This window comes from Lysinibacillus sp. FSL W8-0992 (assembly GCF_038008685.1).
Classification (GTDB): domain Bacteria; phylum Bacillota; class Bacilli; order Bacillales_A; family Planococcaceae; genus Lysinibacillus.
Genome location: NZ_JBBOZQ010000001.1, coordinates 3,339,708 through 3,365,177 on the forward strand (window position 1 = coordinate 3,339,708; position 25,470 = coordinate 3,365,177).

At 38.7% G+C, this 25,470-nt stretch carries 26 protein-coding genes; 8 read left to right on the plus strand and 18 right to left on the minus strand.

Annotated elements, in window-relative coordinates; translation table 11 throughout:
• Nucleotides 1-9: 9 nt before the first annotated feature.
• Complete coding sequence (locus NSQ74_RS16815) at nucleotides 10-588, minus strand: TetR/AcrR family transcriptional regulator (protein WP_340824836.1); 579 nt, start codon at nucleotides 586-588, stop codon at nucleotides 10-12.
• 229 nt (nucleotides 589-817) lie between these two features.
• Between NSQ74_RS16815 and NSQ74_RS16820 the strand changes: the two genes are divergently transcribed.
• Entirely contained in the window at nucleotides 818-1,576 is a 759-nt protein-coding gene (locus tag NSQ74_RS16820; protein WP_340824837.1) for an SDR family oxidoreductase, read from the plus strand.
• A 53-nt stretch (nucleotides 1,577-1,629) separates the two neighbouring features.
• Here the strand turns inward: NSQ74_RS16820 and NSQ74_RS16825 are convergent, their stop codons facing one another.
• The 3 genes from NSQ74_RS16825 to NSQ74_RS16835 form a co-directional block, all read right to left on the minus strand.
• On the minus strand, nucleotides 1,630-2,262 hold the full coding sequence (locus NSQ74_RS16825; protein ID WP_340824838.1) for a LysE family translocator: 633 nt from the start codon (nucleotides 2,260-2,262) through the stop codon (nucleotides 1,630-1,632).
• A gap of 127 nt (nucleotides 2,263-2,389) precedes the next feature.
• The gene (gene brnQ, locus NSQ74_RS16830) at nucleotides 2,390-3,739 is read right to left on the minus strand and encodes a branched-chain amino acid transport system II carrier protein (protein WP_340824839.1); all 1,350 of its coding nucleotides are present in this window, start codon (nucleotides 3,737-3,739) and stop codon (nucleotides 2,390-2,392) included.
• A 359-nt stretch (nucleotides 3,740-4,098) separates the two neighbouring features.
• The gene (locus NSQ74_RS16835) at nucleotides 4,099-4,851 is read right to left on the minus strand and encodes an alpha/beta hydrolase (protein WP_172771105.1); all 753 of its coding nucleotides are present in this window, start codon (nucleotides 4,849-4,851) and stop codon (nucleotides 4,099-4,101) included.
• A gap of 300 nt (nucleotides 4,852-5,151) precedes the next feature.
• Here NSQ74_RS16835 and NSQ74_RS16840 point away from each other — a divergent pair, with 300 nt between their 5' ends.
• On the plus strand, nucleotides 5,152-6,054 hold the full coding sequence (locus NSQ74_RS16840) for a LysR family transcriptional regulator (protein WP_340824840.1): 903 nt from the start codon (nucleotides 5,152-5,154) through the stop codon (nucleotides 6,052-6,054).
• Between the two features lie 71 nt (nucleotides 6,055-6,125).
• On the opposite strand, the gene NSQ74_RS16845 is transcribed toward NSQ74_RS16840, so the two are convergent.
• Together NSQ74_RS16845 and NSQ74_RS16850 are read right to left on the minus strand one after the other, a co-directional pair.
• Entirely contained in the window at nucleotides 6,126-6,923 is a 798-nt protein-coding gene (locus tag NSQ74_RS16845; protein ID WP_340824842.1) for a DUF1835 domain-containing protein, read from the minus strand.
• A gap of 14 nt (nucleotides 6,924-6,937) precedes the next feature.
• On the minus strand, nucleotides 6,938-7,558 hold the full coding sequence (locus NSQ74_RS16850) for a LysE family translocator (protein WP_340824844.1): 621 nt from the start codon (nucleotides 7,556-7,558) through the stop codon (nucleotides 6,938-6,940).
• A 242-nt stretch (nucleotides 7,559-7,800) separates the two neighbouring features.
• Here NSQ74_RS16850 and NSQ74_RS16855 point away from each other — a divergent pair, with 242 nt between their 5' ends.
• From NSQ74_RS16855 to NSQ74_RS16875, 5 genes are all read left to right on the plus strand, one after another.
• Complete coding sequence (locus NSQ74_RS16855; protein WP_340824845.1) at nucleotides 7,801-8,184, plus strand: sodium:proton antiporter; 384 nt, start codon at nucleotides 7,801-7,803, stop codon at nucleotides 8,182-8,184.
• Nucleotides 8,185-8,705: 521 nt separating this feature from the next.
• Complete coding sequence (gene proB, locus NSQ74_RS16860; RefSeq protein WP_340824847.1) at nucleotides 8,706-9,800, plus strand: glutamate 5-kinase; 1,095 nt, start codon at nucleotides 8,706-8,708, stop codon at nucleotides 9,798-9,800.
• Nucleotides 9,801-9,812: 12 nt separating this feature from the next.
• Entirely contained in the window at nucleotides 9,813-11,063 is a 1,251-nt protein-coding gene (locus NSQ74_RS16865; RefSeq protein ID WP_340824849.1) for a glutamate-5-semialdehyde dehydrogenase, read from the plus strand.
• Between the two features lie 115 nt (nucleotides 11,064-11,178).
• The gene (locus NSQ74_RS16870; protein ID WP_340824850.1) at nucleotides 11,179-12,057 is read left to right on the plus strand and encodes a DMT family transporter; all 879 of its coding nucleotides are present in this window, start codon (nucleotides 11,179-11,181) and stop codon (nucleotides 12,055-12,057) included.
• 27 nt (nucleotides 12,058-12,084) lie between these two features.
• Nucleotides 12,085-13,047 carry a carbohydrate kinase family protein gene (locus NSQ74_RS16875; protein ID WP_340824852.1) on the plus strand — a complete coding sequence of 321 codons (963 nt, stop codon included), beginning with the start codon at nucleotides 12,085-12,087 and terminating at the stop codon, nucleotides 13,045-13,047.
• A gap of 42 nt (nucleotides 13,048-13,089) precedes the next feature.
• Here the strand turns inward: NSQ74_RS16875 and NSQ74_RS16880 are convergent, their stop codons facing one another.
• The gene (locus NSQ74_RS16880) at nucleotides 13,090-13,395 is read right to left on the minus strand and encodes a Dabb family protein (RefSeq protein ID WP_340824853.1); all 306 of its coding nucleotides are present in this window, start codon (nucleotides 13,393-13,395) and stop codon (nucleotides 13,090-13,092) included.
• A 152-nt stretch (nucleotides 13,396-13,547) separates the two neighbouring features.
• On the opposite strand from NSQ74_RS16880, the gene NSQ74_RS16885 reads away from it, so the two are divergent.
• The gene (locus NSQ74_RS16885) at nucleotides 13,548-13,688 is read left to right on the plus strand and encodes an RNA polymerase sigma factor (protein WP_340824854.1); all 141 of its coding nucleotides are present in this window, start codon (nucleotides 13,548-13,550) and stop codon (nucleotides 13,686-13,688) included.
• A gap of 292 nt (nucleotides 13,689-13,980) precedes the next feature.
• On the opposite strand, the gene NSQ74_RS16890 is transcribed toward NSQ74_RS16885, so the two are convergent.
• The 11 genes from NSQ74_RS16890 to NSQ74_RS16940 all read right to left on the minus strand — a co-directional run bounded on the left by NSQ74_RS16890 (nucleotide 13,981) and on the right by NSQ74_RS16940 (nucleotide 25,437).
• Entirely contained in the window at nucleotides 13,981-14,421 is a 441-nt protein-coding gene (locus NSQ74_RS16890) for a GNAT family N-acetyltransferase (RefSeq protein WP_340824855.1), read from the minus strand.
• Between the two features lie 79 nt (nucleotides 14,422-14,500).
• Nucleotides 14,501-15,328: an ABC transporter permease gene (locus tag NSQ74_RS16895; protein WP_340824857.1), complete on the minus strand. Its 828-nt coding sequence runs from the start codon at nucleotides 15,326-15,328 to the stop codon at nucleotides 14,501-14,503.
• Between the two features lie 12 nt (nucleotides 15,329-15,340).
• Complete coding sequence (locus NSQ74_RS16900) at nucleotides 15,341-16,282, minus strand: ABC transporter permease (protein ID WP_340824858.1); 942 nt, start codon at nucleotides 16,280-16,282, stop codon at nucleotides 15,341-15,343.
• Between the two features lie 16 nt (nucleotides 16,283-16,298).
• Entirely contained in the window at nucleotides 16,299-17,828 is a 1,530-nt protein-coding gene (locus tag NSQ74_RS16905) for an ABC transporter substrate-binding protein (RefSeq protein ID WP_340826489.1), read from the minus strand.
• Between the two features lie 16 nt (nucleotides 17,829-17,844).
• Nucleotides 17,845-18,849, minus strand: coding sequence for a P1 family peptidase (locus tag NSQ74_RS16910; protein ID WP_340824859.1), 1,005 nt, complete (start codon nucleotides 18,847-18,849; stop codon nucleotides 17,845-17,847).
• A 68-nt stretch (nucleotides 18,850-18,917) separates the two neighbouring features.
• The gene (locus NSQ74_RS16915; protein WP_340824860.1) at nucleotides 18,918-19,892 is read right to left on the minus strand and encodes an ABC transporter ATP-binding protein; all 975 of its coding nucleotides are present in this window, start codon (nucleotides 19,890-19,892) and stop codon (nucleotides 18,918-18,920) included.
• Nucleotides 19,867-20,895 (minus strand): ABC transporter ATP-binding protein, encoded by a 1,029-nt coding sequence (locus tag NSQ74_RS16920; RefSeq protein WP_340824861.1) that lies wholly within the window; start codon nucleotides 20,893-20,895, stop codon nucleotides 19,867-19,869. Before NSQ74_RS16920 ends, NSQ74_RS16915 begins: the two co-directional genes overlap by 26 nt.
• An 11-nt stretch (nucleotides 20,896-20,906) precedes the next feature.
• Nucleotides 20,907-22,367 (minus strand): aldehyde dehydrogenase family protein, encoded by a 1,461-nt coding sequence (locus tag NSQ74_RS16925; protein WP_340824862.1) that lies wholly within the window; start codon nucleotides 22,365-22,367, stop codon nucleotides 20,907-20,909.
• A 10-nt stretch (nucleotides 22,368-22,377) separates the two neighbouring features.
• Complete coding sequence (locus NSQ74_RS16930) at nucleotides 22,378-23,124, minus strand: SDR family NAD(P)-dependent oxidoreductase (protein WP_340824863.1); 747 nt, start codon at nucleotides 23,122-23,124, stop codon at nucleotides 22,378-22,380.
• A gap of 1 nt (nucleotide 23,125) precedes the next feature.
• Nucleotides 23,126-24,208, minus strand: a complete 1,083-nt coding sequence (locus tag NSQ74_RS16935; RefSeq protein ID WP_340824865.1) for a tartrate dehydrogenase — start codon at nucleotides 24,206-24,208, stop codon at nucleotides 23,126-23,128.
• On the minus strand, nucleotides 24,208-25,437 hold the full coding sequence (locus NSQ74_RS16940; protein ID WP_340824867.1) for a M20 family metallopeptidase: 1,230 nt from the start codon (nucleotides 25,435-25,437) through the stop codon (nucleotides 24,208-24,210). Before NSQ74_RS16940 ends, NSQ74_RS16935 begins: the two co-directional genes overlap by 1 nt.
• Nucleotides 25,438-25,470: the final 33 nt, after the last annotated feature.

Sequence of the window (25,470 nt, forward strand, 5' to 3'; positions counted from 1 at the left end):
TACCGTGGATTACCGGCGATTGTCGTAACTTTCTTCAAAACGTAAAATTGCCGCAAACTGCTGATTTAGTTCACAAGCACTTTCGGCAAAATCATGCCGATACCACTCAATAATCATGCCGATAATTGCATTTGCTTGATAGGCACTATAAAAGTCAGTTGTTATTTTGCCTATTTTATTTTGTGCTAAGTCTCTTTTTAAAAGCGATTGAATTTCATTAAATAACATATAATAATAGGTTAGTGGTACATTTTTTGAAAAGACGATTCGATAAAATCGTTTAAACCGTTCTATATGATGAAAAATTCGAATTGTATTTGGATCCAGCTCATTTTTAATAATGGTCGATGCAGCACGGTATGGTTCCTCATAGGAATTATATAAATCCTCCACAATTTCCTGAAAGTATTCCTCAAACAGCTTCTCTTTTTGTTCATAATGTAAATAAAATGTGCCCCTATTCACTTTTGCTACACGGCATATTTCCGCAATCGAGATATTTTCTAACGGTTTGTCGCTTAACAAAGTAAGCAATGCATTATGTAACGCTTGCTTTGTTTTTACTACTCGCAAATCGTTAACGGTCAAAATTTTCACCCCCATATTAAACAAATAATTTAAATGTGTTGATTACTGAACAGTTCTACGAATTCTGCATATTGAAATCGCTTACATGAGTATTATAATATTTTAATGAACACATGTTCAATACATAACCAGAAGTAGTAGATGCGAGTATCTATTTATTTCTGGTTAAGCTTTAGGACAAAGTAACTTTGTCCTCAGGAAAATTCGATCTAATAGGAGGTCTTTTGACATGAGATTAGAAGGTAAAGTAGCAATCGTTACAGGTGCAGCTTCAGGTATGGGAAAAGCAATTGCAGAAGGTTATGCAAAAGAAGGTGCTAAAGTTGTTGTATCAGATTTAAATTTAGACGGTGCACAGACTGTTGCTGATGGTATTCAAGCAAATGGCGGCACAGCTATTGCTATACAAACAAATGTTGCTTCGACTGAGGACATGCAACGCTTATTCGATGAAACAAAAAATGCATATGGTAAATTAGATATTTTAGTTAACAATGCGGGCATTATGGATGGTATGGAGCCTGTCGGTGAGATTTCTGACGAGCGTTGGGATAAAGTATTTGCCGTAAATACAACTGCTGTTATGCGTTCAATGCGCATGGCAACAAAGATTTTCCTTGAGCAAGGACATGGTGTTTTCGTTAATAATATTTCTGCTGGCGGATTATACGGTGCTCGTGCTGGTGCTGCCTATACTGCATCTAAACATGCCGTAGTTGGTTTAACAAAAAATACAGCATTTATGTATGCTAACCAAAACATTCGTTGTAATGGTATTGCACCAGGTGCTGTTATGACAAATATCGCTGCAACAATGACTAATATGAGCGAAGTTGGTGCGGCTCGTCAATCACTAGGATTAGCAATCAATCCACGTGCTGGACAACCCGAAGAAATTGCACAACTTGCTATTTTCTTAGGCTCAGATGAAGCAAGCTTTGTGAATGGACAAATCATTGCCGTTGATGGTGGATGGACTGCTTACTAAGCCTATTCAAAATGCACGCAAAGGAATATACCTTTGCGTGCATTTTTCTCGCTCTATACTTTTTCAGTTGCAATACGTATGCCAATTCCTACTAACATAACACCCGTAATTTTATTAAATATTGCCTGCACCGTCTGTTTCATAAACCATTTTCGGATGACATTCATAACGAGTATCACAATGCCCAACCAAACAATTGATAACGCGATTAAAATGCCTGCTAACACGATTAATTGAGAGTTTATATTAAAATTTGGCTGAATAAATTGAGGCATTAACGTTACATATAATAGCAATGTTTTTGGGTTTAATAGATCAGTCGTAATGCCTTGGGTCATACAGCTAAGCGATACATTTTTTTCTGGATCTTCCTGTAAAGGTCGCTCTTCTTGTAATATCATATTTTGTGCCCTTGCACGCCAAGATTGTATGCCTAAATATATTAAATACGCGGCACCTGCATATTTTATCGCTAAAAATACGACCATTGATTTTGAGATAATCGTAGCTAGGCCAAGTACAGCAAGGGTTGTCCAAACTACAAGAGCAAGAATAATCCCCAACATTGTAAAAAAACCTGCTTTCTTTCCATGGATGATTGTATTTTTTAACACTAGAAGCGAATCCACTCCAGGCACCATCACAATCATCAATGCCACTGCTGTAAACATCCAAATCTCATGCATATGCTCACTCCTTAAAACAATACTAAGTATCATTATAAATTAAATTGAATAAATTTTCTGCATATAATATTTTTACAAATAAAAGCACACACATCCATCATTTATTATGTGTGTGCTTTCTTATATGTTAGTTAATTGTTGATACTTTTCTTGATGGCATTGCTAATCCAATAATGACACCAATTACAGCCGGTAAAATCCAGCCTAAACCGATATTATACAAAGGTAAAACATTTGAATACAACTCAGCTACTGAATCCAACAGGCTTAATTTTGCACCTGGAATACTATTAACGAGTGCATTGTAGCCATCGATTAGGCTAACGAAAAATGTTAAGAACATTGCAGATGCATAAACTGTTTGCTTATTGTTAAATAGCGAAGAGCTTAAAGCAAGTAAAATAAGGACAATCGCAAGTGGATATAAGAACATCAACACTGGAATCGCAAATTGAATAATATTATTTAAACCAAAGTTGGCAATTGAAAATGACACAACACACAAAATGAAAACAAACCATTTATAGCTTATTTTTGGGAAAACTTCATGGAAAAATTCACTACAAGAAGTAATTAAGCCAATACTTGTTTTTAAACAAGCTAGCACAATAATTACAGCCAATAAAATCGCACCAAATGAGCCAAAATAATGGTCAGCTACTGCTGCGAAAATTAATCCACCATTTTCAAATGTTCCGACAGCCTCAATACTCGATGCGCCCATATACGTAATGAGCCCGTAAATTAGTGTCATCAATGCCATCGCAAAGATACCTGATGTCCATGTTGCCTTGGCAATTTCTTTTCTATCTGTAATACCTGCACTTTTAATAGCATTGATAACGACGATACCAAATGCTAGTGACGCTAGTGCATCCATCGTATTGTAGCCTTCTTTAAAGCCTGTCATAAAGGAAGACTGGATATAATCACCGATTGGCTGTTGGAAATGACCCATCGGCTTCACAATACTAATAATAATTAAAATAAATAATACAACTAAAAAAGCTGGTGTTAACACCTTACCTATATAGTCCATAATCTTCGCCGGATTTAACGAGAAATAATAAACTATTGCAAAAAATATAAAGCTAAACAGCGCTAGTAAAATTGTTGTATATTCCGCATTGATATACGGTTCAAAACCAACGACAAATGGTACTGTAGCAGTTCGAGGAATTGCAAAAAAGGGACCGATTGTTAAGTATAGCGCTAGTGAAAAAATAACGCCAAATAAAGGATGAATACGGCTCGCTAAATCACGCAGACCATTACTGCCCGATAAACCAATCGCTAAAATGCCCAAAAATGGTAAACCGATCGCGGTAACTAAAAAACCGATCAGTGCAAACCAAAAGTTTGTTCCTGCAAGTTGTCCAAGTTGAATTGGAAAAATAAGATTCCCCGCTCCAAAATACAGTCCAAATAACATCGTTCCTATGACTGCATAAGTAGAAAAAGGTATTTTCTTTTGCATAATTGATGTACTCCTTAGATGTGTTTAACTATAGCAAATTACCTTGGCGTAGTTACGTCCAGATTTTTTCGAGCTTGCTCGAAAAGCACTTGTAAAAATCTGTGATAGCAGCCGGGGCTTTAACCTGATTCAGACAAGTTTAAGCTTTCACTTAATTCAGTGGCTATTGGTTCGTCCCACTTATAGAAGTAGAGGGGTTGCTAAAACAAGTTAAATCGAATGAATTTTCACTACAATTTCACTATGGTAACAGGCATTTATTATAAAAACAATAGTTTTTGCGTAGTTGATTGCTAATCGTACAGTTACTAGCTAATAAGGAAAAGTAAAAAATGAAAAGAGCTGTCAGAAGACAGCTCTTAGTTTGCAACGGACCATTCAATATGGTTTAAAAAATTGTACACGTCTTCATAAACTTTCTCACGTTCTTTATCTAATGTGATAATATGACCTGAATTTTCATACCAAATAATTTCTTTATCATCTGTTTTAACTGTATCTAAAATAAACGGAGCGCTTTGTTGATATAGCTCATCGTCTAATAATCCTTGCAGTACTAAAGTTGGTGCTTTAATAGCTGGTAAATCTTCACGCGTTTCTTCAGTTAAGCGTGTAACGCCATCTAAAGAATCTTTTGGTGTAATTCGCAATTCATGTAATTCAGAGATAATTTGGTCTTTTGATTTGTTTTCAAAGTGTTTATATAGTCTTGCGTAGTTATATAAACGTGTAAATAATCCTTTTGAGCTATCGCGTGTTATCGGCGCACACATGGCAACAACTCCTTTAACAGGAAATTGCTCTGCTACTTTTAACGAAAAGACACCGCCAAGTGAAATTCCTACTACTGCGATTTCTTCATGGCCTTTATTTTTTAGGAAGTTGTAGCCTTCTACTACATCATTCCACCAGTCTTCAGGCTTTGTTTCAAGTAGGGCTTCTGGTTCTACCCCATGACCACTATAGATAGGTGCATGAACAGTATAACCACGTGTTGATAAAAATTCCCCTAGCTTTTTCACATCTTTTGTGCTACCTGTAAATCCATGCAGTAATAGTACGGCTTTTTTGCCTCCCTCAATTGTTAGAGGTTGCGGCTTTGATAACTTCATTTTATAATATCCCCTTCACGGAAATTTGTATTTGTGTATTTTATGTGTCTATCTTAACACCCTTTATTCATAATGTACAATTTATAGTTTTTATCGTTTCGATACCTTTCATGCATGAATGATGTGAGGTCGAAGCCTTGTATAATCACCATTTAGGGATGGTTAAAAATAATAAAAATTACTTTATTAAAATTCCTTTGTTATACTATATAAAATTTTTCCACGTTGCCTATACTTCCTATACTTTTACCGTTATAATGCAGGTAACTAATAGTAATACTATTATTGGAGGTGAAAAAAATGGAATGGCAACAATTGGAGTATTTTGCAACAGTAGCAAAGCTTGAACATATGACACGTGCTGCGGATGTATTAGCGATTTCACAGCCTGCACTTAGTCGCTCAATCTCTAAGCTTGAGGAGGAATTAGGTGTTCCTTTATTTGACCGCCAAGGACGTTCCATCATGCTAAATCGTTATGGAGAACAGTTTTTATATCGAGTGCAGCGTATGCGCAAAGAATATGAAAAGGCTGTTTTAGAATTACAAGAGCTTAATAATCCTGAGCTTGGAGATGTGTCACTGGGCTTTTTACATACACTTGGAACAAGTATTGTACCTGATTTGATCCGCGCCTTTCGTCAGCAACACCCGCAAATCCGCTTTCATTTCACACAAAACTATTCACACTCACAATTAAAGCAATTACTTGCAGGTGAGCTTGATCTTTGCCTACTTGCAGCTATTAACACAGAACCACCTGTATGCTGGAAGGAACTGTGGCGAGATGAGCTTTACATTATGGTGCCAATTGATCACCACCTTGCCAATCGTAAAAGCATTACAATGAAGGAACTGGAGCATGAAAACTTTGTGCTTATGAAAAAAGGCTATGCATTGCGCCGTACTGCAGATCGATTATTAAACGCAGCGGGCATTAAACCTAAAATTACTTATGAGGGAGATGAGGTCTCGACCGTTGCGGGATTTGTAGGCGCCGGCCTTGGCGTATCACTACTACCTGATGATGAAGATCTTAATCCAAAAAAAGTCGTAAAAATTCATGTTGAAGATATGGTCTGTGAACGTATTATCGGAATGGCTTGGATTGAAAATCGTTACCTTTCCCCTTCCGCACGACAATTTCAGAAATTTGTCTTTGATTATTATGAGAAAATGGGACCTTCAAGGAACAACGACTAAAAGCGGAAGGATGCTTTATAGCATTCGTCCGCTTTTAATTTTATGATTTAAAAGTTATTGTAGGAAACTAATTATTTCCCTATATATTTTATTTGATAAGAAAACATATCCGTCGTGTCACCGCTAATTTCAAATAACCCTTGCCTAGCCATGGTGAAAATTCGATATTCTAAAAAGGCTTCGCTCATGTAGTCCTCGATTTTATTGAAAGTTCGCCCAATGACGTTCACTGGTGAAAGCCATAGCTCCTCGTTGTTAGCTTGTAAATCTTTTGCACATTCAATAATAGTTGCATCGTAACTGTCCTCCTCTGCATGAACAATACCATTTTGCCAAACTCGCAATGTACTTGGATTTTGCTTTAGCTCTTCCCATTCTTTAGCAAGTCGCCGACACTCCTCGAGAGTAAACCGTTTAGCATCCGATCGAAGTTTCATAAGCAAGTCCGATGATAGTTCTCCAGTATGGCGAATAGACATATCTGGATGAATTCGGTTTAAAGCTGCGGTTGTATCTATTCCAAATACCATGCTGCATTTAGTTACAAACTCGCTCATTACATAACGCAAACCAATTTCTTCATGTGAATTTTGGCTATACCAAATCCAAACATCCAAATCACAAGGGATGCTGGCGATTGATTTCGTCCACTTCTTATGGATGTCCTCGTATAATTCTTTTTCTTCTATATCCTTAAAAACATTAGATTCTAACCAATTTTTTCGATTTTCCAAGCTTGCAAGTGGTCCGATTGAGAAAACATCATTGACACAAATCACCGACTCTTCTCGCTGTAAATGGTGTTGTCGTATCGCGTGTTTAATAGAACCGTGTGTAGACAAGCTAAAGGTAATATGTAAAATTGCCATATAGCCTCCTCCTTTTATTGTTTACTTAGTGCGATTTGTATACCGATAAAGGTAAATAGAATGCCTTGTACCATATTCGAGCGTTTAGCAATTGCTGGCTTCCCTATACCTTTTTTAACTTTCCCTGCAAAAATACTAAATAACGAGAATAAAATCAGTGCCTGCACTAAAAATACCATACCCAAAATAAGCATTTGTAACGCCACATAGCGGTGTATTGGATTTACAAACTGTGGCAATAGTGCTAAGAAAAATAAAGAAACCTTTGGATTTATCACATTCATCAAGATTCCTTTGCGATACAGCAAACCAAAAGCTTGAATATTTTGTTGCTTCAATGTAAATGGATCATCTTTTGCTCGCAATGATTGCCATGCTAAATATAATAAATAGGCGGCACCTGCAAATTTGACAATGGAAAAGATAACCGTTGATTGATAAATAATAGCTGAAATTCCTAAAACTGCAGCTCCGATATGAACAAGCAAACCTGAACATAGACCTAATGAAGTCGCAATGCCTGCCTTTTTATCTTGTGTAATGCTTTGCGCAAGGACAAATAAATTGTCCGGCCCTGGCATTACTGTTAATATGATTGCTGCACCTAAAAACGTTAGTAACGTTGAAAATTCCAATTATTCTCCTTCTTTCCACTAACTTTAGAAAAAACCATAATTAGAATGGTTGTATTTTCATTATACTACACGACACTCGCTACTTTAGTTGTGAGTTTATGACTATATATAGAATTTTTACAAAAAATTTATTGTTTCAATTAATGCTCGTTCACATAACATTTTTCCTCGCCCATGCATTATAATGAAAATTAATACTATATTTTTGGTCCATATTGTATGAAGAAAGAGGTGATTCGTCGATGGCAGTAAGCGATATTGTTCAAGAATTGGAGGACGAGCAAGGGAATGTCTTTTATAAAATGAAAACACATGATATCGACGTTCAAGCAACGCAATCCTCTGGCTTGGCACCAGTTATTACTTATCGGATTGGCGAGAAAGATATAACGGACGATATCCGAAATTTACGTTTCAGCCCCAGAACCCCGTCAAGTTATATACAAGATTATGATGAATTTCAATCAATGCTCTACGCAAAAGAGCAACGCGCCATCAACCAACTCTATGAAAAAATGAGCATTAAGCCAAAAAATATGACAACAGGAAAACAAATATTGTGGAGTTTTTTTGTGATGATTTTGGCGATGTTACCTTTATTTGTCGCCATTTGGTGGTTTAAATAATTTGTTTATCTATTTGTCACTTTAAGTATGTTTTAGGACATCCCCTTTTTAGTAGAATGTTCGCAAATTCAGCATTTTGTCCTCATTTTTACAGAATTTTTCTATTCAGCTTGACAGACACACAGAAGTAGTGCATTCTTTATTCAATTACTAGTACGAACGAGAGCCTGTGGTCATAATATATGGTACGGACCTCTCTACAATAATCAATACCAACAAAGCGAACGAAGACTAGTACGTAGAAACTAATTGCTTAGAGAGCGATGCCCACCGGCTGCAAGGCATTGTACAAAAAAGACTACTGAACCTACTTCGTGAAACGTCCTAGCCAAACTAGGCGCAGTCTCAAGCGTTATGAGGAAAGTGGAATATCTCAAGATATTCAATGTAGGTGGTACCACGGAAAGCAAACCTTTTCGTCCTAATTTTTAGGATGAAAAGGTTTTTTTATTGTTATTTAACAAACATTTTCATGTAGTAAGACAAGTGGCGACCATGATTGATGAACTGGAGGAAATGTGATGGAAAGAAAAAGAATCGTTGTAAAAATTGGCAGTAGCTCCTTAACGAATGCAAAAGGTGAAATTGACAAAGTACGCTTAATGGATCATGTGCAAGCTATTGCAGAATTAAAAAAATGTGGCCATGAAGTTTTACTTGTATCTTCAGGTGCTGTAGCAGCAGGCTTTAAACAATTAGGCTACCCTTCTCGTCCAGTGACAGTTAAAGGGAAACAAGCGGCTGCTGCAGTCGGCCAAAGTTTGCTTATCCAAACATATCATGCCCTTTTTAGTATTTATGATATTATGCCTGCTCAGATCTTACTTACACGTACTGATTTTTCGAAAAAAGAACGCTATAAAAATGCCTATGCAACATTTGAGGAATTGTTAGAGCGGGCTATGCTCCCAATTATTAATGAAAACGATACTGTATCTGTCAGTGAGTTAACATTTGGCGATAATGATATGCTATCCGCACTTGTAAGTGGACTTGTTCACGCAGACCAGCTCATTATCCTTACAGACATCAACGGCTTATACGATGCAAATCCTAATAAAAATCCCCAAGCGAAGCGCATTGATCGGTTAACAGAAGTAACAGATGAAATGCTTGGCTTCGCTGATGGTGCAGGCTCAAAAGTCGGAACAGGTGGTATGGAGTCTAAACTATTGGCAGCGCGGGCAGCTTTAAATGCTGGTGTTAAAGTGTTTATCGGCACGGGCTACGGTGCGCATAAGCTCGTCGATATTATGGATGGTCATGGAGATGGGACATATGTAGAGCATGAGGCGCTCGCTATATTAACAAATAATAAACAGTGGATTGCACTTACGGAAATTTCTGGTAAAATCTTTGTAGATAACGGTGCGGAAATTGCCTTATTAGAAAATGGTAAAAGCTTACTACCAGCTGGTGTCTACCGTGTTGAAGGAGACTTTGAACAAGGTGACGTTGTAGAGGTTTATAGTGAAAATAGGCTTATTGGACGTGGCGAAGTTTTATACTCATCACTTGAGCTAGCACAAGCGATGGGAAAACGGACCGATGAATTAACAAACTATCCAATAGAAGTCATTCATCGAGACAAATGGTTAAAAATACAAACGAATTAGGGAGGCATAAAGATGACGAGTGAAGTATATCAAAAAGGACAACGCGCAAAGGCAGCAAGCTATGTATTAAATATTAAAACAACTTGCGAGAAAAATGATGCGTTAACTAAAATTGCTGAGCAATTAATCATCGATCAAGATTTGCTAATTGCAGAAAACTTAAAGGACTTAGCAAGTGGCAAAGAAAAAGGTATGCCCGCTTCAACACTTGATCGCATTATGTTAAACAAGGACCGAATTACAGCAATGACAGATGCCATTCATTTACTTGTAACGTTAAACGACCCAGTTGGCACAGTACTTGAGCACATTGACAAAGAAAACGGCTTGCATATTGAAAAGCGTATGGTACCGATCGGTGTGATTGGCATGATTTATGAAGCACGACCAAATGTGACCGTTGATGCAGCAACATTATCGTTGAAAACAGGCAATGCCGTTATTTTACGAGGAAGCTCTTCAGCTAAATTTTCAAATATAGCGCTTGTTGCGAGTATTCACCGAGCACTTGAAAAAACGGCTATCCCTGTTGATGCAGTTCAACTAATCGAAGATACAAGTCGTGAAACAGCAAAGGAATTATTCCATTTAAAAGAATACCTAGATGTATTAATTCCTCGTGGTGGTAAGGCACTTATCGATTTAGTCGTTCGTGAAGCTTCAGTGCCAGTGCTTGAAACTGGAGCAGGCAATTGTCATATTTATGTTGACCAAACTGCTGATTACATAAAAGCAGAAAGAATTTGTCGAAATGCTAAAACACAACGTCCTTCTGTTTGTAACGCTGCTGAAAGCTTACTTATTCATCCGGATTGGTTTAATGAATACGGAACAAAGCTGCTAAACGCTTTGCACGAAGCAGACGTAACAATTATCGGTGATGCAACAGTTTGCCAAGCGGTAGATTTCGCACAGCTCGCTACAGAGGAAGATTTTGCTACGGAATATTTAGATTTAAAAATAAGCGTTAAAGTTGTCGAAAACGTATTTGAGGCCATCGAGCACATTAATCAATACGGTACAAACCACTCGGAAGCCATTATTACGGAAGATCCACTTGTAGCAGATACATTTTTAAATAATGTAGATGCGGCAGCCGTTTACCATAATGCCTCTACTCGCTTTACAGATGGCTTTGAATTCGGCTATGGCGCCGAAATTGGTATTAGTACACAAAAATTACACGCACGTGGACCAATGGGCTTACCTGCATTAACATCAACAAAGTATTTTATCCATGGGAATGGGCAAATCCGCGAGTAACGATTATTTCCAATATAAAGAGCCGACAGTAAACTACACTGTCGGTTTCTTTACTAACATGATAACACTAAAAAAAACAGTAGCTATTGTATATCTACTAGAAAGAAGGTTTGAAATGAATATTTCTGCAGTAATAAAACTTACTGTATCGATGGCCATTTTCGGCTCCATCGGCTTTTTCACCATCCATACTGGCGTACCAGCTATTGAGCTAGTCTTTATCCGTTGTATTTGTGCTACCCTCTTTCTTTGTTTCTTATGGCTAATGACAGGTGGCCATAAAATCGAAGTATGGGACAAAAAAGAAATAGCGCGTACACTTCTATGCGGTGTCTTTATCGTCTTAAACTGGGTATTTTTATTTAAAGCATTTGAAGAGATGTCAATCTCGATTGCCATTTCAATTTATAATTTGGCACCTATATTTGTACTTATTTTAGGGGCCTTGTTGTTAAAGGAAAAAATGACTGTACAAGCGCTTGTCGCAACATTGACTTGTTTTATCGGTAGTATTTTTATTATTGGTTTACATAATTTTATTTCGTTGTCTGAATTTATGCAGTCAGGCTTCGTTTGGGCACTACTCTCTGCTTTGTTTTATGCATTTACAATGTTAACGAGCAGAACGATTAAAAATTTAAGTTCCTATGCATTAACATTTATACAAACGACTGTTGGTATCGTCATACTATTACCTTTTGTGGACTTTTCACTATTTGAAGGATTAACTACAACGAATTGGCTTTATATTTTAGGTACAGGCTTTATTCATACTGGATTCGTTTATTATTTATTTTTCGATAGTATTCGCAATCTATCTACTATACTAGTTTCTGTTTTAGTATTCGTAGATCCAGTCGTTGCTATTTTATTAGATATGCTATTGCTCGATTTCATGCCTAGCATTATGCAAACTGTTGGCATTGTTTTAATTTTCGGAGGGATTTTTTATACAATTTACATCCCTAATCAAAAAGCTAAGTTAAAGGAATGAAATTTCTATCGTAAGAGGAGGAATTGTATGCGTAAACTATATGCAATCGGTGAGCTGTTAATTGACTTTACCCCTACTGAACAAAGTGACTCGCTTTGTTCAGTAGAACAATTCACAAAAAATGCTGGAGGTGCCCCTGCCAATGTGGCCGCTGTCTGTGCAAAATTAGGACAGCATGCTGCTTTACTTTCACAGGTAGGGCAAGATGCATTTGGTGACTTTTTAATTAATACAGTAAAACAAGCTGGCGTGGACACCCAATATATTGCGCAAACAACTGAAGGTGAAACAAGCCTCGCCTTTGTTTCTTTGTCAGCCAATGGAGACCGTGACTTTTTATTTTACCGCAGAAATGCCGCTGATTTACTATATCGACCAGAACAATTACCAGATAATTTACTTACAGCGAAAGACATTCTCCACTTTTGCTCGGTGAACTTAGTAGACAGTTCAATGAAGCAAACACATGAGGCTATCATTAGGCAAGCACATCATACAGGCAGTCTCGTATCCTTTGATCCAAACGTGCGACTTCCTCTTTGGCATGACGCTGAATTATGTCGACAAACGATTTTAAATTTTATTCCGCACGCGCATATCGTGAAGCTTTCTGACGAGGAACTATCGTTTTTAACGCATCTAGACGATGAACAACATGCCGTTCAATCATTATTCCAAGGGAATGTCCAAGTTATTTTTGTGACCCATGGTGCACAAGGCGCTAGTCTTTATACGAGGCAACAACATGTGAAAGCTGATGCTAATGATGTACAAGCGATTGATACAACTGGTGCAGGTGATGCCTTTATCGGTGCTATCTTAAGTGTTTTATTGCAGAAAAACATTACAGCAGAGACTGCCGAAGCATTTTGCGAAACGTTTGCTACTCCCCTCCTTACCTATGCTAATCATTATGCCGGTGCATCCACAACAAAACATGGTGCCATCACATCTTATCCAACACTTCAGGAAATGCCATTATCGTTTTAAAACAACAAACTCCATTTTGAAAAAATCAAAATGGAGTTTGTTTTATAGATTTTCTTCAAAATCAATACATATTCTATCTTTCATTAATGAGCCTACTAACTGGCTAACACGAACATGGTCAGGATGAATTTGATATTGTTGCAGATGTTCATCGCTTTCAAATAGGCTATTCAATACTATTTGTCGATCACTAGATGCTAATGGATTTGTGATAACATGTAATGAGATAATCCCGTTAATTTTATCTGTCAGGCTTTCTAACTCTGTTTTGACGATTTGTGCATTCTGTGTTTGTTGTTCTTCGTTAAATTCATCTTTATGATTCCACATCACAATATGTCTAATCATGTACATATCCCCTCCTACACATCTTTTCTAATAATCATATAGAGCCGTCTATTAAATTTCAATACTAGTAATTTTGACAATTTTTATTTTTTTGAACAATCTCGTTAAATTTTTTCGTCTAATCATTAAAAGACAAGTAAGGTGGTAGTTTTATGGAGCAGCTAGTGGACGAATACGGTGAATACCTATTCCATCTAAGCTATTTATATGTGAAAGACAGGCAACTCGCTGAGGAAATTACGCAGGATGTATTTTTTACATTTGCCACAAAGGGTGACGCTTTTCGTATTTAAATAATCAAAAAATAAAGGAACATTATTATACAAAGAAAATTCAGATGCTTTTAAGTGCTTATAATTATAATGGTATTGAGGAAGCAGAATTTGAACAACTAAGTGAAACGCAAGGAACTATACTTCTACGATCTAAGGATTTTACATTCAAAATTAATTTTGTTAAAAACGAACAAGGTGTATGGCATCCTACAACTAAGTAATTTTAATAACTAGTAAGGTCTTCTCAAAAATCATTTGAGAAGACCTCTTTTTTGTAGCAGTAATACGCGGTATTAATTGACTTTTAAAATTAAGCTTTAATAAATTGCTTTTTCATTAAAATATGTGGGATTCCTGCATCCATATATTCTTCACCTGTACGTGTATAACCGAGCTTCTCATAAAAGCCTTCTGCATATACTTGCGCACTTAATTTTGATTTCGTTAAGCCCTTTTCTTGTGTTAATGCCTCTAGCGTTTGAATAATTACTTTTCCTAGCCCATATTTACGAAATTCCTCTAAAATACAAATTCGCTCAAGCTTCCCATAGCCATCTACAACACGTAAACGACCTGTACCAACAGGCTGCGCATTGTAATATACAAGAATGTGATCACATGCTGCATCGAGCGCATCAAATTCATCGTATTCTTCTGATGCTGGAATTTGTTGTTCTTCTATAAAGACAGCTTTCCGAATAGCAAAAGCTGTTTGTAAGTCATTTTCTGTTGTAATAATTGTTGTGTTCATATAGAATGCCTCCTCGTATTTAGCATGCGTAATCTATATAGTATAGAATGTTTTTTATCGCCATGACAATAGCCTTTTTTTATGATTTTGAACGAGGATCCAGATAATCACGTAAGGCATTGCTCAGCATATACAATCCTAGTACTAACATCGTAATGGCTCCTCCTGGTGCAAATGTATACCAAGATGCTTTCACTAAATAAGCCTGAGAATCTTTTAACATACGTCCCCAGCTTGGATTTGGTGGCTGTACGCCAAGCCCTAAATAACTAAGTGCTGCTTCAGCGAGCATTGCTGTAGCAAAGGTAACCGTTGCTGCCACAATAATTTGTGATGATATATTAGGCAAAATGTGGCGGAACATAATTTTATAAGGCTTTACACCAATTAATTTAGCAGCCAATACGTATTCGGCATCACGATGTTGGACAAAACCACTGCGTGCGATTCTAGCGATGGCTGGGATTGCGATAACCCCCAGTGCTATCGCCGTATTGACTACGCCAGGTCCGAAAACAGCTACTAGCATTAAAGCTAAAATAATCCCTGGAAATGCCATTAAAGCATCCATCAAACGCATAAAAATTTCATCTACCCAGCCACCGATGTACCCGGCTATTCCACCAATTAAAATACCAAATGTTGAGCCAATAAATACCGTTAATAAGCCGACCGCAAATGCTGTTTGTGTGCCTTTCATCATCCGACTAAAAATATCACGTCCGAATTCGTCTGTCCCAAAGAGATACTTACTACTCGGATTGTGCAATTTTTCTGGTATATTCATCGTATTGACATCATGCGGTGTATAAAAGAAGCTAATGACCATTACAAGTAAAAATCCGACTATGACGAGTAGACCAATGATTAAATTTATATTTTTCATGTAGCGCTGTACAGTTTTCATTGCATCCACCTCTCATCGTAATCGGATTCTTGGATCTAAAACGGAATATAAAATATCGACGATAAAATTAATTACAACTACTGCAACAGTAATATACATAACGATTCCTTGAACTAAAGGGAAATCGCGATTACTTATCGCAGTAATGAGTAACTGACCAACACCTGGCAATGAAAATACTTGCTCGACGATAATTGTCCCTGCCACCACTTCTGCCATAATTAATCCAAAGACCGTTAATATCGGTATCATCGCATTTTTTAAAACATGCTTATACATGACATTTTGCTCCGACATTCCTTTACTGCGTATTGTTCGAACATAATCCAGCTGCATTTGTTCTAAAATTGCAGTTCGCACGTAACGGAAGTTGACAGCAATTTGGGGTATAGCAATTGTTAACGCTGGGAGTACAAGCGTACTTAACGCACCAGATACACTTTGTGTCCACGGGATATAGCCGCTAATTTTAAAGAAGCTAAATTTCATTCCGACATATAAAATAAGCATCATACCAAGCCAAAATGAAGGTACAGCCATTCCGATTTGTGTCAATGTCGATAATGACACATCACTCAGCTTATTTTGTCTTCTCGCTGCAAACATGCCAAGCGGCAAGGAAACGAGTAATACAATGGTTAGTGTGAGCAATGCTAATGACATCGTTACAGGAAGTCGATCAAACAATAAATCTTTTACAGGCATTGAGAAACGAATTGAATTGCCTAATTCCCCTGTCAATAACCCCTTCATCCAATCAGCGTATTGTTCATAAAGGGGGCGGTCCAAACCAAGCTCAGACCGCAAATTTTCAATTTGTGTAGGATCTGCTTCCGTTCCTAACATTGTTCGAACAGGATCCCCAGGTAAAATTTGAAAAACACCAAATGTAATGATCGACACTAGAAGAATCGTTGTTATTAACAGGATGAATCGACGTATGATATACATCATTTGCAATCATCTCTTTCTAGTTTGAGAATTTTACCTCCGACATGTCGTGGAACCAGAATGGATAGCTCTTCAGACCTGTCACTTGTTTATCAGATCCCCACACGATTTGGTAATCCGCCACATAAACGGACACTGCCTGCTCTGCTAAAATTTCTTGTGCACGCTGGTAGTAGTCGATTTGCTTTGCAGTATCTGTTTCTTTTAACACGTCTGCCATGATTTTGTCGTACTCATCATTCTTAAATAAGAAGAAGTTTTCACTATCATTTGTAGAGATATAGTCATTTAGTATTTCATAGGCAGATGCTCGGCCTGTTAAATCAATCGTTGTCATATTATAGTCGCGGCCGAAGTACACACGATCAAGCCAAATACCCCATTCCACTACTTCAATTTCTACATCCACACCAATTTCCTTTAAGTTAGCCGCAACAATTTGCGCTATATTCGAATAAATATCGTTATGTGAGGACACTGTAATTTTTGTTTTAAAGCCGTCTGGGTAACCCGCTTCTGCTAATAATGCTTTCGCCTTGTCCACATCAAGCTTATAAATGTTCTCTAAACCTTTCTTTTGATAGTCCCCCATTGCTGGACTCATGTTCGAGCCAAGTGGTACAGCATAGCCTGCAAATACTGAGTCGATAATATCCGATTTACTAATCGCATAGTTCATCGCCTGACGCACTTTCACATTATCAAATGGCGCTTTCGTTTCATTAAACGTCACGATTAAGGAAGAGTTATTGTTTTGATGCGATAAATGATGACTACTCTCGACTTCATTGACGCGTTGCCAAGGAACACTAGTTAAGTCAACCTCATTTGCCATTAAGCTCATAATGGCTGCTTGATCATCTGATTGGAAAGTGAAGGTTACTTTATCTAAGTAAGGCAAGCCTTCCTTCCAATAGCTATCATTCTTTTTCAGTACTAAATTTGAACCAGGAGCATATTTTACATAGGAGAACGGACCAGTCCCAATTGGATTTTCATTGTGTTTGCCATCATTATTTTTCGGTATAATGGCTGATTGGCGAGCAGTAAGTGAATATAAGAAATTAGAATTTGGTTCTTTTAACTTAATAACAAAGGTCGTAGCATCTGGTGCTTCGGTAGACGCCACATTATCAAAGTTATTCGACATTTTTTCTCCACCATTTTTGCCCATTAAGCGATCAAAAGAATATTGAATATCTTCTATTGTTAAATCCTCACCGTTATGAAATTTCACGCCTGAACGGATTTTAAATGTATAAGTTAAACCATCCTCCGAAATATCATAGCTTTCCGCCAGCCCTTGTTTTAATGACCCATCTGTTTCAGGAGCCATTAACCCTTCAAAAATATTAAGAATCATTTGATAGGAAATGGACGCTGTCGCTTTATGAGGATCTAAAAAATCCGGGTCATCATTAATACGGACAACAATTTCTTGTGGTGTTTCCGTTGTTACTGGCGCATTTGTACTGACTTGATTTGTATTTTTCTTATCCTCATCATTTGAACATGCACTAATAATCAACCCTACTAGCAATAACAGCATTAGTAAAAACCAATTTCTAATCTGCTTCAAATCGTTTCTCCCCCTTTGCCCTTTGTCCGTGTTTTGAAATACTAGTATAGCTTTCAACATCCTCTAATTTAGCAGCACATTTAACCCCAGCAATAATTGCTTCCTCTACGACCTTAGTTGCTAAGTGTCCAAGATAGTCTACTGGATACGTTTGATGTCCAGTGCCCAAAACAAAAATCGTATCGCCATCTAGCATTGTATGGACAGGATAAATCGTGCGTGCTAACGCATTTTGTGCAAGCTGTGCAATTTTTTTCGCCTCTGACTTTGTAAACATAGCATTCATAGCAACAACGCCAATTGTCGTATTTGTGCCAGATAGTGCCTGTGATTGTCCATGCTCTTCTAAATACGTACAGCTATCCATCCATTGACCCGTTTCTCGGTTACGTGCTCCCGCAATGGTTGCTCTTGTATTGGGATCCTTTATATCACCTACTGCATTTACCGCTACCAGTGCTCCTACTACAAGCCCCTCTTTGCCTTCCAGCGAGCTGCTGCCCAATCCTCCTTTCATACAATATTGCGGACCTGCTAGCTTACCTACTGTAGCGCCATATCCAGCACCTATATTGCCGTTTGCAAAAGGTCCAATTGTCGCATTTTCAGCTGCCTCATAGCCCATCTGAGCTGTCGGTCTTGTATGTGGATCACCGATAAATAAGTCAAACAATACAGCACTAGGTACAATTGGTATTTTTGCAATACCAGCATCTACTCCAACATCTTGCTCCTCTAAATAATGCATGACACCTGTTGCGGCGTCTAAGCCAAATGCACTCCCACCAGCTAAGCAAATGCCATGCACTTGCTGAATTTCATTGATTGGATCAAGAGCATCCGTTTCACGAGTACCTGGTGCAGAGCCTCGTACATCGACGCCACAAACTGCTCCATTTTCTACTAGAATGACAGTGCATCCCGTTATCCCCTCTTTATTTTCTACATGACCAACTTTCACGCCAGGTACGTCGGTAATATTGCCGAACATCTATCCACCCCCTTTAGAAATGGTTATATAATGACTTTCTCAGCATAATAAATTGAATATTCAGATTTTTATTCATGTAAAAAACATGCTACTTGCTGCTGTGCATCTATTTGTTGCAGTATAGGTCGCTCCAGACGACACTTCTCCATAACAAATGGACAGCGCGTATGGAATACACAGCCAATCGGTGGATTCATAGGGCTTGGTAGCTCCCCTTGTAATGGCACTAATTGCTTTGGTTCATCAAAATTGACAGTAGGTATCGCAGATAGTAATGCCTGTGTATATGGATGGAGGGGATTTGCATACAACTCTTTTTTCGAGCCTAGCTCTACTACTCTCCCTAAATACAGCACCGCAACACGATCACTTATATGTTTTACAACACTTAAATCATGTGAAATAAATAAATACGTTAAATGAAATTCATCCTGTAAATCCATCATTAAATTTAATACTTGTGATTGTATCGAAACATCTAATGCAGAAACAGGCTCATCTGCAATAATAAACTCTGGATTGATGGCAAGTGCACGAGCAATACCGATTCGTTGTCGTTGCCCACCCGAGAATTCATGTGGAAATTTATGCATAGCATCATCAGGTAAACCAACCTTTTGTAAAAGCTCGCTAACTCTTTTTTTACGTTGTTCTTTTGACAACGTTAATTGTAATGCCATCGGTTCCTCAATAATGGAGCCAATACGCATCCTTGGATTTAACGATGCGAACGGATCTTGAAATATCATTTGCATTTGGTTGCGATATTTTTGTAAATGGCGTCCCTTCAAATGTTGAATAGGTTGGCCTTTATATAAAATTTCTCCATCTGTCGGTTCAACGAGCTTTAAAATTGTACGGCCAAACGTGGACTTACCTGAACCTGACTCTCCAACAATCCCAAGGGTCTCACCACGGAAGATTTCAATTGAAACATCATCAACAGCCTTGACGACTTTTTTCTCTTCCTTCATAGACTTGCGTTTCACAGGAAAGTAGGCTTTTAAATGATGAATTTCAAGTAAAACTTCTCTCTCCGTCATGTGTAAGTGCTCCTTCCTCCGTGAATAAATGACACCGTACGCTATGGTCAGGCTGGATAAGCCTAGTCTGTGGCGTTATTTGACGACAATGCTCCATAACAAATGGACAACGTGGTGCGAAACGACAGCCATCCGGCAGTGCATAGGCTGGTGGCACAGTGCCAGGGATAGAAGGTAATCTAGTCATGTCTGTTTCAAGACTAGGCATCGTTTTTAATAAAGCAACTGTGTAAGGATGTTTGGGCTGGAGAAAGAGCTCTCGGACAGGCGCCTCTTCCACAATTTGTCCAGCATACATGACCATCACACGGTCTGCCGTTTCAGCAACAACACTCATATCGTGTGTAATAAACAAAATGGCTGAGTGCTGTTCTTTTTTCATTTTCATCATTAGCTTTAAGATTTGCGCTTGCACGGTTACATCTAAAGCTGTTGTAGGCTCATCTGCGATTAATAGCTGTGGATTATTGGACATTGCAATTGCAATCATTACACGCTGACGCATCCCGCCTGATAACTGATGTGGATATTCTGTTATAATTTTTTCCGTATTTGCAATGCCCACTTCTTTTAATAGGTGTAGTGACATTTCTTTTGCTTGTTTTTTGGAGACTTTTTGATGCCTTCGAATCGCTTCCATCATTTGATTGCCGATTGTAAAAACAGGATCAAGTGACGTCATCGGCTCTTGAAAAATCATACTCACTTCATTGCCACGTATCATACTCATCTCTTTATTTTTATAATGTAATAGATTTTTTCCATTTAAAATGATATCACCTTTAGTAATTTCACCAGGTGGCATCGGAAGCAAACGCATAATTGACAGCGATGTTATACTCTTGCCACTGCCCGATTCTCCAACAAGTGCAACGGTTTCACCTTTATGAATAACAAAGCTTACATCATCAACTACTTTTGCCTTTTTACCATTTTTTAAATGAAATTGTACATTTAAGTGATTAACCTCCAACAATACTTGCTTGTCTTTTGCTTGTTCCACATCCTATCCTCCTACTCACGGTCGAGATTGGGTGTCGTATAGCGTATTGCAATATTTTTCATTTGCGTATAATTTCTTAATGCAACAAAGCCCTTTTCACGACCAATACCGCTCTTTTTATAACCTCCAAACGGCATTTGAATTCCACCCGCTGCGCCATAATTATTGACGAACACTTGTCCAGCCTTCACCCGACTTGCCACATAATGTGCTGTGTCTAAATCTTTTGACCAAACACCTGCTACTAATCCATAATCGGTTCCGTTTGCTAATGCAATTGCTTCATCTATTGTTGTAAACGTCAATATAGTTAACACTGGTCCGAAAATCTCCTCCTGTGCGAGTGCAGCATTGGCATCTACGCCATCGAGAATCGTCGGTTGAATATAATAGCCTTTTTCATAGCCTTTAATCGTAATTGTTTCGCCACCAGAGATAACATAGCCATTTTCTTTCGCCTGCTGCAGAAGTGTTGAAATCTTCAAGTATTGCCGTTTGTTTAAAAGTGGCCCCATATCAACATCCGCTTCTCCTGGGCCGACCTTCAATGCTTGAAATTTCGTAACTAGCTGTGCGACGAACGCCTCTTTCACATCTTTTTCAATAAGTAACCGCGCACCCGCCGAACATGTTTGCCCAGCATTTTGGATAATAGCACGGACTACCCCTTCTAATGCCTGTTTCATCGGCGCATCTGCAAAGACAATATTCGGCGATTTGCCACCAAGTTCTAAAGTGACAGGAACAATATTTTGAGCTGCTGCCTTCATCACTTCAATACCCGTAGGGACAGAGCCTGTAAAAGTTATATGGTCAATATCAGAATGTGTTGTTAAAAATGGTCCTACATCTCGACCTAAGCCTGTTATATGCTGAAAAATTCCTTTCGGCAATTTTCCAGCAAACCATTTCGTCAAAGCATGCGTCGTCAAAGGAGTATCCTCAGCACTTTTAACAATTACTGCGTTCCCTGTTGCAATAGCTGCGGCAACGCTTCTTGCTGTAATTTGTAAAGGATAGTTCCATGGCACAATATGGACAGTAACCCCAACTGGTTCTAAAACTACCGCATTTAAAATACCGTCTTCGATAGGAATTGTGTCACCCATAATTTTGTCTGCCGCTCCGCCGTAAAATTCAAAGTAGCGAGCAGCCGCTTCAACATCTGCCCTTGCCTGTGTCAAAGGCTTACCAACATCACGACACTCTAGCAAACTCCATTCTTCAGCATGCATACGTATATATTGTGCTAATTGGATAAGTAGCTGACCACGCTCAAAAGCTTTCACTTGGCGCCACTCTTCACTTTCATATGCATGACGAGCCGCACGTACTGCATCGTCTACTTGTTCCTTACTAGCATTCTTTAGTTGCGCGAGTACTTCACCAGTAGATGGATTTACGACATCTATTAACCCCTTACCATCCCCTTGTACCCACTTACCATTTATTAGCATCGGAATAACTTGCATCGTACCCCTCCTATAAGCCACGGCCACCGTCAACATGTAACGTTGTGCCTGTCACCATTGTTGCTGCGTCTGATAGTAAATAATTTACTGCACCTGCTATATCAGTTGGATCGACTAAACGACCTAGTGGCACTGATTGTATAAAGACATCGTGCTTTGTTTGCTCTGTATCAGCACCATCTGCTGTAAACTGTGCTAGCATCTGCGTATTTGCTGGTCCTGGATGAATAGTATTAACACGAATTTGATGAGATGCAAGCTCAATGGCCAACCCGCGTGTAAAGCTTTCGGCTGCTCCTTTTGAAGCAATATAAGCCTGCAAACCAGGACGGGGACGCACTGCGGAAATAGATGCAATCGTCACAATCGAACCTTTTTTTCGCTCCTTCATATAAGGAACAACTGCCTTTGTCGTAATAAATAAACTTTTCACATTTACGTCCATAAGTCGATTCCAGTCATCCATCGTTACTTGCTCAATCGGTGTTGCAGCTTGTGCAATTCCTAGTGCATTGACGAGTCCATCAATTTGTCCATATTTCGCGAAAACTTCTTTCGTAATCGCCTGAATACTTTCTTCTTGTAGAACATTTACCTCGTACGTTTGTAAAGATTCATGCGCTAGGTTAGTCAGTGAAGCAACTGATAAATCAATACCGATTACAATATTCCCTTGTTCAAGCAACCCTTGAATAATTGCTTTCCCCATGCCTCCACCAGCACCTGTCACAATAATAACTTGCTGTGCCACCGCCATGTTACACACCCCCTGCTGTTTGTCTTATGTTTACAAGCGCCTGACAAATGGCATCGCCCATTTGTGAGGTTGTCGCTTGTCCTCCAATATCCGCTGTTTTTACGGCACCCTCTTTAAGTACAGCTTCAATCGCTGAAACAACTCGTTTTTCTGCGTCTGCTCTACCAACATGCCCAAGCAATAATCCAAGAGACCAAATTTGTGCAATCGGATTGGCAATCCCTTTCCCTGCAATATTGGGTGCAGAACCATGCACTGGCTCGAACATCGATGGAAACTCCTTTTCAGGATTTAAATTTGCCGAAGGAGACAATCCAAGACCTCCGACAATTGCTGACCCTAAATCCGATAAAATATCACCAAATAAATTGGATGCCACAACAACTTCAAAATCTTGAGGACGCTCTACAAAATAAGCGACTAATGCATCAATATAAATAGATTCTAGCGTTAATGTTGGAGAGGCTTTTTCCACAATATGTTTCGTATGCTCATCCCAAAATTTCATGGAATGAATAATGGCATTTGATTTTGTAGCACTTGTAATTTTCGACTTACCATATTTACATGCATAGTCACAGGCTGCTTGTACGATTTTTTCAACGCCGAGCCGTGTCATAATTGTATTTTGAATGGCCATTTCCTGTGGCTGATTATGATAAATATGGCCACCGCTATTGGAATATTCACCTTCTGTATTTTCACGAAAAATAACCATATCTATTTCCCTGCCATTTACGAGTGGTGACGCAATACCTTGTAGCGTTTTGACCGGCCTGAAATTTACATATTGCTGGAATTGTTTGCGTATGGGCATAATGAATTCCCATACTGTAACATCATCTGGTACACGAGCATCACCGATTGCACCGAATAAAATTGCATCATAGTTCCTTAATATTGTAAGTGCATCTTTTGGCATCATAGTGCCATGTTGCATGTAGTAATCCGAGCTCCATGGAAAAATGGTCGTTTCAATTTGTAGAGTTGGATCATCTTGCTTTAGTTGTTCGAGCACTTTTAACGCTTCCACCATTACTTCCTTGCCTATACCATCTCCAGGAATAACAGCAATTTTGACCATTACGCATCACCTGCTAAAAACTTTAATGCCGCTAAACGGTAAATGGCCGTCGTTTCCGCCAGTTCTTCAATATCGACATATTCATTAATTTGATGCGGAATTTCACGATCACCCGCCCCAACCGTGACGATGGGTACACCATGTACATGAAGGAAAGTACCATCCGTTGCACCTGGCACACCGTTATAAATCGGCTCTTTTTGCGTCACTTCTGCCACTGCTTCATAAATAGCCTGTACAACTGGCTGTTCTTTCGCAGTAGCGGTAGCAGGGCGATTATCAAGCACCGTAAGCGCCACTTTAAAGTCTGGATCATCTGCTTGTAGTCGTTGAATAATCGCATCAATTTTCCCTAGTAATTCATCATGATCTTGCGCTGGTACAGTGCGAATATCTAGCGTCGTCATACAATGATCAGGAATAACATTAATTTGCGCATCCCCTTTTACAGGAGCCCGTAAAATCGTAGGTGTAATCGATGGCCAGTTGAGCATTGGGTCACGTCCTAAACGTGCCTGTTCTTCTTTTTCTAATTTTTCAAGCTCAACGATCAAACGTGCCATACGCCAATTCGGATTAATGCCACTCCAAGAAATCGCGCCATGTGCCATTTTGCCGAAAATATCGACCTGTAATCGAATGGCCCCACGTTGTGCAATACATACATTGTTTTCTTGCGGCTCACAAATAATGGCCCCATCTACGCCATCCGCCCAGCCATTGCGAATAAAATGCTTAATGCCAAGCATAAGACCCTCTTCATCACATGGAATGCATAAAATAATCTTGCCCGTAAATTCCTCGCCATCTAGTAGCAATGATTGACAAGCGGTAATCATACACGCAAGATTTCCTTTTGTATCGTTTGTTCCACGACCATACATACGCCCATCAATAATTTCCGCATCGAACGGATCATATGTCCATGCCTCACGATTGCCTTCGGTTACGACATCTGTATGCCCTTCAAATAGTAGGGTTTTCCCTGGCTTTCCCGAATCAATAATACCAATGACATTCGGTCTTCCAGGTACAACCTCCTCAACAAACGTTTCAATACCGATATCTCGTAAATATTGTGCGACGTAATTGGCTACTTCCTCTTCATTACCATGAGGATCATTTTCGCGATAGACACTTTCGATACGAACGAGCTTTTGTGTTAGCGCAATGACCGTTTCACGATCTCGTTTATACGTTTCCGTTCTCTTTATAGTTAGTTCTTGCATTCAGTAGGCCCCCTTTATATTAGAAAATATTTA

Excerpts from the sequence above, each read along its gene's own strand:
- NSQ74_RS16870 (WP_340824850.1), top strand. The coding sequence starts at position 11,179 with ATGAATATTTCTGCAGTAATAAAACTTACTGTATCGATGGCCATTTTC.
- NSQ74_RS16895 (WP_340824857.1), bottom strand. The coding sequence starts at position 15,328 with ATGAAAACTGTACAGCGCTACATGAAAAATATAAATTTAATCATTGGT.
- NSQ74_RS16885 (WP_340824854.1), top strand. The coding sequence starts at position 13,548 with ATGGAGCAGCTAGTGGACGAATACGGTGAATACCTATTCCATCTAAGC.
- NSQ74_RS16930 (WP_340824863.1), bottom strand. The coding sequence starts at position 23,124 with ATGGCGGTGGCACAGCAAGTTATTATTGTGACAGGTGCTGGTGGAGGC.
- proB (WP_340824847.1), top strand. The coding sequence starts at position 8,706 with ATGGAAAGAAAAAGAATCGTTGTAAAAATTGGCAGTAGCTCCTTAACG.
- NSQ74_RS16905 (WP_340826489.1), bottom strand. The coding sequence starts at position 17,828 with ATGCTGTTATTGCTAGTAGGGTTGATTATTAGTGCATGTTCAAATGAT.
- NSQ74_RS16940 (WP_340824867.1), bottom strand. The coding sequence starts at position 25,437 with ATGCAAGAACTAACTATAAAGAGAACGGAAACGTATAAACGAGATCGT.
- NSQ74_RS16900 (WP_340824858.1), bottom strand. The coding sequence starts at position 16,282 with ATGATGTATATCATACGTCGATTCATCCTGTTAATAACAACGATTCTT.
- NSQ74_RS16880 (WP_340824853.1), bottom strand. The coding sequence starts at position 13,395 with ATGATTAGACATATTGTGATGTGGAATCATAAAGATGAATTTAACGAA.
- NSQ74_RS16820 (WP_340824837.1), top strand. The coding sequence starts at position 818 with ATGAGATTAGAAGGTAAAGTAGCAATCGTTACAGGTGCAGCTTCAGGT.
- NSQ74_RS16935 (WP_340824865.1), bottom strand. The coding sequence starts at position 24,208 with ATGGTCAAAATTGCTGTTATTCCTGGAGATGGTATAGGCAAGGAAGTA.
- NSQ74_RS16840 (WP_340824840.1), top strand. The coding sequence starts at position 5,152 with ATGGAATGGCAACAATTGGAGTATTTTGCAACAGTAGCAAAGCTTGAA.
- NSQ74_RS16825 (WP_340824838.1), bottom strand. The coding sequence starts at position 2,262 with ATGCATGAGATTTGGATGTTTACAGCAGTGGCATTGATGATTGTGATG.
- NSQ74_RS16865 (WP_340824849.1), top strand. The coding sequence starts at position 9,813 with ATGACGAGTGAAGTATATCAAAAAGGACAACGCGCAAAGGCAGCAAGC.
- NSQ74_RS16925 (WP_340824862.1), bottom strand. The coding sequence starts at position 22,367 with ATGCAAGTTATTCCGATGCTAATAAATGGTAAGTGGGTACAAGGGGAT.
- NSQ74_RS16910 (WP_340824859.1), bottom strand. The coding sequence starts at position 18,849 with ATGTTCGGCAATATTACCGACGTACCTGGCGTGAAAGTTGGTCATGTA.
- NSQ74_RS16890 (WP_340824855.1), bottom strand. The coding sequence starts at position 14,421 with ATGAACACAACAATTATTACAACAGAAAATGACTTACAAACAGCTTTT.
- NSQ74_RS16835 (WP_172771105.1), bottom strand. The coding sequence starts at position 4,851 with ATGAAGTTATCAAAGCCGCAACCTCTAACAATTGAGGGAGGCAAAAAA.
- NSQ74_RS16855 (WP_340824845.1), top strand. The coding sequence starts at position 7,801 with ATGGCAGTAAGCGATATTGTTCAAGAATTGGAGGACGAGCAAGGGAAT.
- NSQ74_RS16845 (WP_340824842.1), bottom strand. The coding sequence starts at position 6,923 with ATGGCAATTTTACATATTACCTTTAGCTTGTCTACACACGGTTCTATT.
- NSQ74_RS16875 (WP_340824852.1), top strand. The coding sequence starts at position 12,085 with ATGCGTAAACTATATGCAATCGGTGAGCTGTTAATTGACTTTACCCCT.
- brnQ (WP_340824839.1), bottom strand. The coding sequence starts at position 3,739 with ATGCAAAAGAAAATACCTTTTTCTACTTATGCAGTCATAGGAACGATG.
- NSQ74_RS16915 (WP_340824860.1), bottom strand. The coding sequence starts at position 19,892 with ATGACGGAGAGAGAAGTTTTACTTGAAATTCATCATTTAAAAGCCTAC.